7 protein-coding genes are annotated in these 5,574 nt (G+C 71.5%); 2 read left to right on the top strand and 5 right to left on the bottom strand.

Annotation, left to right across the window (positions count from 1 at the left end; all coding sequences use genetic code 11):
- From ACFDS6_RS14650 to ACFDS6_RS14635, 4 genes are all read right to left on the bottom strand, one after another.
- On the bottom strand, positions 1–677 hold a 677-nt coding region (locus ACFDS6_RS14650), incomplete at its 3' end, for a phosphatase PAP2 family protein (RefSeq protein ID WP_375272839.1).
- Positions 674–832, bottom strand: coding sequence for a hypothetical protein (locus ACFDS6_RS14645; protein ID WP_375272838.1), 159 nt, complete (start codon positions 830–832; stop codon positions 674–676). The genes ACFDS6_RS14645 and ACFDS6_RS14650, both read right to left, overlap by 4 nt.
- Positions 833–1,050: 218 nt before the next feature.
- The gene (locus tag ACFDS6_RS14640) at positions 1,051–2,172 is read right to left on the bottom strand and encodes an NADH:flavin oxidoreductase/NADH oxidase (protein WP_375272837.1); all 1,122 of its coding nucleotides are present in this window, start codon (positions 2,170–2,172) and stop codon (positions 1,051–1,053) included.
- Positions 2,173–2,254: 82 nt separating this feature from the next.
- Positions 2,255–2,629, bottom strand: a complete 375-nt coding sequence (locus tag ACFDS6_RS14635) for a winged helix-turn-helix domain-containing protein (protein WP_375272836.1) — start codon at positions 2,627–2,629, stop codon at positions 2,255–2,257.
- A gap of 76 nt (positions 2,630–2,705) precedes the next feature.
- Between ACFDS6_RS14635 and ACFDS6_RS14630 the strand changes: the two genes are divergently transcribed.
- Together ACFDS6_RS14630 and ACFDS6_RS14625 are read left to right on the top strand one after the other, a co-directional pair.
- Complete coding sequence (locus ACFDS6_RS14630; protein ID WP_375272835.1) at positions 2,706–3,287, top strand: DUF2585 family protein; 582 nt, start codon at positions 2,706–2,708, stop codon at positions 3,285–3,287.
- A gap of 46 nt (positions 3,288–3,333) precedes the next feature.
- Entirely contained in the window at positions 3,334–4,641 is a 1,308-nt protein-coding gene (locus tag ACFDS6_RS14625) for a methyltransferase family protein (protein ID WP_375272834.1), read from the top strand.
- A 102-nt stretch (positions 4,642–4,743) separates the two neighbouring features.
- Here the strand turns inward: ACFDS6_RS14625 and ACFDS6_RS14620 are convergent.
- Positions 4,744–5,574, bottom strand: an 831-nt coding sequence (locus tag ACFDS6_RS14620) for a glutamate--cysteine ligase (RefSeq protein WP_375272833.1), incomplete at its 5' end; no start/stop codon positions are given.

The raw sequence follows: 5,574 nt of genomic DNA, 5'->3' as shown, positions 1-5,574 counted from the left end.
CGCCTGGCGATCTGCCACCAGCCGATCGCCCATAATGTGCCGAAGCTCCACCCGGCGAGCACGTCGGACGGCCAGTGGACGCCGAGGTAGACGCGGCTGGTGCCGATCGCGCCGACGAGCAGGATCGCGAGACCCAGCACCGTGTTGCGCGTCGCGCGGCCGGGCGTGACCTGCGTCACGAGCGCAGCGAGCGTCAGGTAGACGATCGCCGAATTGGCGGCGTGCCCGCTCGGGAAACTGTCGCCGGACACCTCGATCAACCGATCGGCGAGCGGCGGGCGCGGGCGCATGAAGACGAGCTTTAGCGCGTTGCTGGCGACCGTGCCCGAGATCACCGCCGCCGCGACCAGCGCCGCGGTCAGCGCGAGCCGGCGCGCGAGCAGGATCGCGACCGCGCCGAGCGTGACGATCGTCAGCACGGTGCCGCCGCCGAGCGCGGTCACGTCGATCACCGTGCGGCGCAGCCACTGCGGTCCCGCGCCGCGCAGCGCGCCGCTGACGGGCAGGTCGAACCCGAACGGGTGGCGGCTGAGCGCGAAGCCGACCAGCAGCATCAGCGCGATCGCGGCGGCGCACAGCCCCGCGCCGCGCAGCATGGTGGGAAGGTGCCAGGTCGCGGCCTCGCGCGCCGGCTCCGCCGCGGTCAGCGCGGGGGCGAGATGGGGTTTGGTAGTCACGGATCGAAAATGATCTTCTTGACCCCACGATCCGCCAGGCGGAACGCGATTTTGGCGAGGCAGCGGTAATCCGCGCCGCGCGGCGCGACGACGCGCACCGGCGTGCCCGCCGCCCACTCGGCCGCCCGGCGGTTGAACTCGGCATCCGACAGCACGCGATCGGCGACGCTGACGTCGCATTTGCGCGAGCGCGCGACGACGACGACCTCGGCCGGGTCGGGCGAGACCGGCGGCGGACCGGCCTGTGCCGCGGCGATCAGCAGGAGGGAGGCGAGGAGCAGCGGCGGCGTCCGGCGAGAGGAAGCGCCGCTGTGCGCCGCCCGGCCGGGCGCGTCAAACCGCGGCGCGGACCGGCATCGCCGTGGTCCGCGCGTCAGTAGGTCCCGTCGTCGGGCTGGTCGAACAGGTCCTTGAACCGGCGCGGCTGCGAGCGGAGGTACTGGTCGGGCGCGCGGACGCGTCCGCCCAAGTGCGCGGCGGCGTGCCACGGCCAGCGCGGATCGTAGAGGATCGTCCGCGCGAGGGCGACCAGGTCGGCGTCGCCGGTCGCGACGATCGCCTCCGCCTGCTCAAAGTCGGTGATCAGCCCGACAGTGACCACCGGCATCGAAACCGCTTCCTTCACCGCGCGCGCCAGCGGCACCTGGTAATTGGGGCCGACCGGAATGTCCTGGCGCGGGTCGAGCCCGCCGCTCGACACGTGGATCGCGGCGCACCCGCGCGCCTCCAGCGCCCGGGCGAAGGCGATCGTGCCCGCGACGTCCCAGCCGCCCTCGACCCAGTCTGTCCCCGACACGCGCACCGTGACCGGCTTGTCCGCCGGGAAGGCCGCGCGCACCGCGTCGAATACCTCCAGCGGGTAACGCATCCGGTTCTCCAGCGTGCCACCGTATTCGTCGTCGCGATCGTTGGAGAGCGGTGAGAGGAACTCGTGCAGCAGATAGCCGTGCGCGGCGTGGATCTGCACCGCATCGATCCCGAGCCGCGCCGCGCGGCGCGCCGCCGCGGCGAAGGCATCGCGGATCTCGTCCATCCGCTCGCGGGTCAGCGCGGCCGGCGCCGCGTCGTCGTCGCCGAACGGCAGCGCCGAGGGCGCCTCGGTCTGCCAGCCGTTCGCCTCCCCCGCCGCGATCTGATCGCCGCCGTGCCACGGCAGCTCGGTCGACGCCTTGCGCCCGGCGTGCGCGAGCTGGATCGCGATCGGCATCGGCGAATGCGCGCGCACGCCGTCCAGCACGCGCTTCATCGCCGCCTCGGTCGCGTCGTCCCACAGCCCGACGTCGCCGTAGGTGATCCGCCCCTCCGGCACGACCGCGGTCGCCTCGATCGTCAGCACGCCCGCGCCCGACAGCGCCAAATGGCCGAGGTGGATCAGGTGCCAGTCGGTCATGCAGCCGTTCTCGGCCGAATACTGGCACATCGGCGCGATCACGATGCGGTTGGCGAGCGACAGGCCGCCCACGTCGAATGGCTCAAACAATCGGGGTCCGCTCATGGCTCAGGCTCTCGTCAGTGAGCGCCCCCAACGCGCGGGTGTGGAATGGGATGCGGCGGTCTGCGCGTCTGTGTCCGCGGCGTCAGGGACGCGGCGGTTGCGGCGCGTCGAGCAGGTCGCGGGTCAGCGCGCGGTAGGCGTCGCTGTCGGCGATCACCGCCGCCTGTGCCTCCAGCGTCCGATACGCGGCGAGCACCGCGCGCCCTTCCCCGGTCAGCCGCGCGCCGCGGTTCTGCCCGCCGCCCGCCGACGCCTCGACCAGCCGTTCGCGGAAGCAGCGGTTCATCTCGTCGACCAGCAACCAGGTGCGGCGGTAGCTCATGCCGAGCGCGCGGCCTGCCGCCGAGATCGAGCCTTCGCGGTCGATCGCCTCGAGCAGGTCGGCCTTGCCCGGCCCCATTGCGAAGCCGTCGCCGCAGACGAGCTGCAGCTTGAGCTTGAGCGCGCCGAGCCTCACGCGCGCGCCTCGGGGCGGGTGGGTGCCATGCGGGCGGGCATATCGCGTCCGCACCGTCCGCGCTACGCTCGCGCGCATGGATGGTGGCGGGGTAGCGCGGCGAGACACGCGCATCTGGCTGGCGGTGGCGGGGGTGGTCGCGCTCACCGCCGCGGTGCTGCTGGCGATGGGACGGAGCGCGATCTGCCGCTGCGGGCGCGTCGCGCTGTGGCACGGGCAGGTCACTTCGGCCGAGAACAGCCAGCAAGTGCTCGATCCCTACAGCGCGACGCACCTCGTCCACGGTTTGCTGTTCTACGCGGGCGGCTGGCTGCTGCTGCGCCGCTGGGGCTGGCGCGCGCGGCTGCTCGCCGCGGTGGTGGTGGAGGCGGCGTGGGAGGTGGCGGAGAACTCCCCCGCGGTGATCGACCGCTACCGCAGCGTGACCGCCGCGCTCGGCTACACCGGCGACAGCGTGCTCAACTCGGTCGGCGACATCGCGTGCATGATGGCGGGCTTCCTGCTCGCGCGGGCGCTGCCGTGGCGCGTGAGCGTCGCGCTGGGTGTCGCGCTCGAACTGCTGCTGCTCGCCACGATCCGCGACAATCTGGCGCTCAACGTGCTGATGCTCGTCACGCCCGACCCGCGCATCCTGGCGTGGCAGCAGGCCGGCGGGTGAGCAGGCTTCACCGGGCGCTTACCAATCCGCTGCTAGGGCGGCGGGCATGTTCCACGACTCAGGCTTCTCCGGCGCGACCCGCGCCGACCCCCGGCCCGCCAGCGCGGTCGGCCACGGTGTCGGCATCGCCGGGCTCGTCGGGCTGATCGCCTGGGTCGCGGTCGCGCGACACTTCGGGATGGACGGCACCTACGCCGCGCTCGCCAACGTCGCCGCTTGCGGCGTACCGATGGTCCTGTGGTTGCTCCTGGTCGACAAGGTCCACCGCCGCGCCTCGACCGGGATCGACTGGAGCCACGCGCGGCCGTGGCGCGAGACGATCGATGTGAGCCTCGTCAAGCTCGCAGGGCTGTGGATCACCTGGGCGGGGATCGCGCTGATCTACATGACCGGGCGCTTCTACTGGGACGGCAACTACCGCTTCGCGATGTGGTGCCTGGAGGGTGCGGCGCCGTGGCTGTTCGCCGCCTCGATCCCCTACGTGCTGTGGCTCGACCGCTACCTGGTCGAGCCGCGCGACGGCGCATGGGCGCTGGGCGCGTGGATTACCGGCACGGCCGCGGCCGACCACGAGGCGATCTACGCGCACCTGCGCGCCTGGGGGGTGAAGGCGTTCTTTCTCGCCTTCATGCTCGCGATCGTGCCGCCGGGCTTCGCCGATTTCGTCAACGCCGACACCGCCAATTTGCTCGGATCGCCGGTCATGCTGGCCAATTGGCTGATCAACTTCATGTTCGTGGTCGACGTCGCCTTCGCGACGGTCGGCTACCTGCTGACGATGCGCCCGCTCGACGCGCACATCCGCTCGGCCAATCCGTTCATGGCGGGGTGGACCGCGGCGCTGATCTGCTACCCGCCGTTCATCATGATGGATGACGGGCGCCCGTTCGACTATCGTCCCGGCACCGCCGACTGGACGCACTGGATGCAGGGTCATCCGACGCTGCTGGCGGTGACGGGGGCGGTGCTGGTGGTGCTGACCGGCATCTACGCCTGGTCGACCGTGGCGTTCGGGCTGCGCTTCTCCAACCTGACCAACCGCGGCATCCTGACGCACGGTCCCTACGCGCTGTCGCGCCACCCGGCCTATCTGTCGAAGAACCTGTTCTGGTGGATCTCGACGATCCCGTTCCTGACCACCGGGAGCCTCACGGACGCCGCGCGCGCGACCATCCTGCTCGCGGCGGTCAGCGGCATCTATTACTGGCGCGCGCGCACGGAGGAGCGGCACCTGCTGCTCGACCCCGATTACCAGGCCTATCACGCCTGGATGGCGCGTCGCGGCGCGGTGCCGCGCTTACTGCGCTGGGCACGGGGCAGCGCCGCCGCTCCGGCATCGCAGGCGCGAGGGTGATGCCGGCGACGCGCGCGTGAGCCGCAACGCGCCGGTCTTAGGCTAGCGGCAAAGCGGGCCGGTTGCCGATGCAGCAGCGCTGCGCCGCCAGACTCGGCGCGCTCAGAAGCTCGCTTCGCCGTACACCTTCGACACTTCGCCGTTCCACGCGCCATGATAGCGCTCCAGCAGCACCTCGGCCGGCACCTTGCCGCTGCGCACCACCTCGCGCAGCGGATCGAGGAAGCCGGTCTCGTCGTCGCCCGCCGCGTTCAGCCGCGCGCGCGCCTTCAGCCCCGCGTGCGCGATGTCGAGCACGCGGCCGGCCACGTCGCGCAACTGCCCGCCGCCCGCGATCGGCGCCGACAGCCCGCGCGCCGGCACCGCGTCGCGCAAGGCCTGCCGCTCCTCGAGCGTCCAGTCCTTGACCACGTCCCACGCCGCGTCGAGCGCCGCATCGTCGTACAGCAACCCGACCCAGAACGCCGGTAGCGCGCAGATACGGTTCCACGGACCACCGTCCGCGCCGCGCATCTCCAGGAACGTCTTCAAACGCACCTCGGGGAAGGCGGTCGAGAGGTGGTCGTTCCAATCCTCGATCGTCGGCCGCTCGCCCGGCAGCACCGACAGTTCGCCGCGCAGGAAGTCGCGGAAGCTCAGCCCCGCCGCGTCGATATACTGACCGTCGCGGTAGACGAAGTACATCGGCACATCGAGCATGTAGTCGGCGTAGCGCTCGTAGCCGAAGCCGTCCTCGAACACGAACGGCAGCATGCCGGTGCGCGCGGGATCGGTATCGGACCAAATGTGGCTGCGGTAGCTCAGGAAGCCGTTCGGCTTGCCTTCGGTAAAGGGAGAATTGGCGAACAGCGCGGTCGCCAGCGGTTGCAGCGCTAGCCCGACGCGGAACTTCTTCGCCATGTCGGCCTCGGACGCGTAATCGAGGTTCACCTG

The organism is Sphingomonas sp. (assembly GCF_042095875.1).
Lineage (GTDB): Bacteria > Pseudomonadota > Alphaproteobacteria > Sphingomonadales > Sphingomonadaceae > Sphingomonas.
This window is presented reverse-complemented; position numbering and strand designations above follow the sequence as displayed.

Excerpts from the sequence above, each read along its gene's own strand:
- ACFDS6_RS14640 (WP_375272837.1), bottom strand. The coding sequence starts at position 2,172 with ATGAGCGGACCCCGATTGTTTGAGCCATTCGACGTGGGCGGCCTGTCG.
- ACFDS6_RS14630 (WP_375272835.1), top strand. The coding sequence starts at position 2,706 with ATGGATGGTGGCGGGGTAGCGCGGCGAGACACGCGCATCTGGCTGGCG.
- ACFDS6_RS14625 (WP_375272834.1), top strand. The coding sequence starts at position 3,334 with ATGTTCCACGACTCAGGCTTCTCCGGCGCGACCCGCGCCGACCCCCGG.